Origin of the sequence: Mesorhizobium sp. M7D.F.Ca.US.004.03.1.1, assembly GCF_003998635.1 — a bacterium.
GTDB lineage: Bacteria > Pseudomonadota > Alphaproteobacteria > Rhizobiales > Rhizobiaceae > Mesorhizobium > Mesorhizobium loti.
In genome coordinates this window covers 1-1,696 of the sequence record NZ_RZQG01001130.1, presented here as the reverse complement: position 1 = coordinate 1,696, position 1,696 = coordinate 1, and the positions used below count along the sequence as shown (strand labels likewise).

The following is a 1,696-nucleotide window of genomic DNA, read 5'->3' as shown; positions in this document are numbered from 1 at the left end:
ACCTGAGAGGCCGAGGCCGAGGCCGACGCACGCGCCGTGTCCAGCGTCGAGTCGGAGCCGACGCCACGCCTCGTCAGTTCGATGGCGCGGGCCAGCGATGTCTGATCGAGCGCGGCCTGCGCTTTCTGCGCGTCGAGATCGGCGCGCTCGACGGCGTCGTCGAGCTGCAGCAGAACCGCATTGTCGGCCACTTTCTGGTTGGCATGGAAAAGGATGTCCTTGACGATGCCGGTGGTCTCAACCGTCAGGTCAACACCGCGTACGGCCTTGACCGTACCGATCGCCTCGACGCCCGGCGTCCAGGTTGAAGGCTTTGCGATGGTCGTCGACACAGTTGCCGCCGGCGGCTTCATCGATGCGAAATACTGCTTGATGCCGTTGTCGCGCAGGAAGTTGAAGCCGACGATACCGCCGACCACGACAACGAGCACGGCCAGAACCAGAACGATGATAAAGATACGGAGTATGCGCTTGAACAAGGAGGTCCCCTCAGTCGAAATCCGGCGCGAAGCGCGGACATCGGGACACATATCGACTGCGGGTCCCGATTTCAAATAGTGGCGGTCTTACTGTACCGTCTGGACGGTCTTGTCAATTGGGCCTAAGCTTGCGAAGGGAGGCGCCATGAGAGCCCAACGAACGAACTCGCGCGAGAAAATTCTCGCTGCGGCGGCCGATGTCGCACGGGAATCCGGGCCCGGCAGCCTGTCGCTGGAAGCGGTCGCCAGCCGCGCCGGTGTATCGAAGGGCGGGCTGCTCTACAATTTCCCGACCAAGGCCAAATTGATGCAAGGTCTGGTCGAAGGCTATCTGCGTGAATTCGAGCACGCGCTGGACTCCGCCCGCACGAATGACAAGGACGAAAATCCGCTGGCCGTCTACATCAGGCTGTCGGCCAATGATTGCGAGGACAAGCAGCCGTCCGCGTCCTGGATCTTCTCGGCGATCGCCGAGGATCCCGATTTCATGACGCCGATAAAGACATTCAAGCGGCAGCTTTTCGAGCGGCTGAAGGGCGAGACGCCGGACCTCAAATCGCTGCTGGTCTGCTACCTCGCCATCGAGGGATTGCGCAGCATGAACCTCTTCGATTCGGACGTCCTGTCGAAAGACGAGCGAGAGCTGCTGGTATCGTCCTTGCTCGAGATTGCCAGATAGGCACGGCTGATCGAGGGGCTCAATCCACGGCGCGCTCGATGTCGCGGCGCAGGACGATCGCGGTTGTCAGGTCCTCGACACCGCCATGACTGGCGATCAGATCGCGCAGCGTGTTCAGCCTGTCGATGGACGGCACCTCGATCTCGACGATGAGATCGAGCTGGCCGCTGACCGATGACACCCGCCGGACTTCCGGATAGCGCGCCAGCTGGTCGAGGATACCGATCGACGGCGTGCGTATCAGCGTGACAAGCAGGAAGGCGCAGATCAGCCCCTTGTCCATCTGACCGATATCGGCGCGGTAGCCACGGATGACGCCGCTTTTTTCCAGCGAGGCCACCCGCTCGCTCGTCGCGCTGCGCGACAGGCCGATGCGTCCCGCAAGCGTCTTCAGCGGGATGCGGGCCTCCTTCGACAGGATGCCGAGAATGTCCCTGTCCTTGGCGTCCAGTTCCCTCATCACACCACGCTCCCATCCGCTTCCGTTAATGTGCCGGCCAATGCAGTCATTGTGCCGGCGCAACCGACGCTTTGCCGG

Annotated in this window: 2 protein-coding genes and 1 pseudogene; 1 reads left to right on the top strand and 2 read right to left on the bottom strand. The window is 62.1% G+C overall.

Annotated elements, in window-relative coordinates; genetic code table 11:
* Window positions 1-479: pseudogene (locus EN935_RS34700) on the bottom strand (efflux transporter periplasmic adaptor subunit); the annotation flags it as partial.
* Between the two features lie 145 nt (window positions 480-624).
* On the opposite strand from EN935_RS34700, the gene EN935_RS34695 reads away from it, so the two are divergent.
* Window positions 625-1,158 (top strand): TetR/AcrR family transcriptional regulator, encoded by a 534-nt coding sequence (locus EN935_RS34695; protein WP_109665250.1) that lies wholly within the window; start codon window positions 625-627, stop codon window positions 1,156-1,158.
* A gap of 19 nt (window positions 1,159-1,177) precedes the next feature.
* Here the strand turns inward: EN935_RS34695 and EN935_RS34690 are convergent, their stop codons facing one another.
* Entirely contained in the window at window positions 1,178-1,618 is a 441-nt protein-coding gene (locus EN935_RS34690; protein ID WP_126070787.1) for an Lrp/AsnC family transcriptional regulator, read from the bottom strand.
* Between the last annotated feature and the right edge of the window lie 78 nt (window positions 1,619-1,696).

Excerpts from the sequence above, each read along its gene's own strand:
- EN935_RS34695 (WP_109665250.1), top strand. The coding sequence starts at position 625 with ATGAGAGCCCAACGAACGAACTCGCGCGAGAAAATTCTCGCTGCGGCG.
- EN935_RS34690 (WP_126070787.1), bottom strand. The coding sequence starts at position 1,618 with ATGAGGGAACTGGACGCCAAGGACAGGGACATTCTCGGCATCCTGTCG.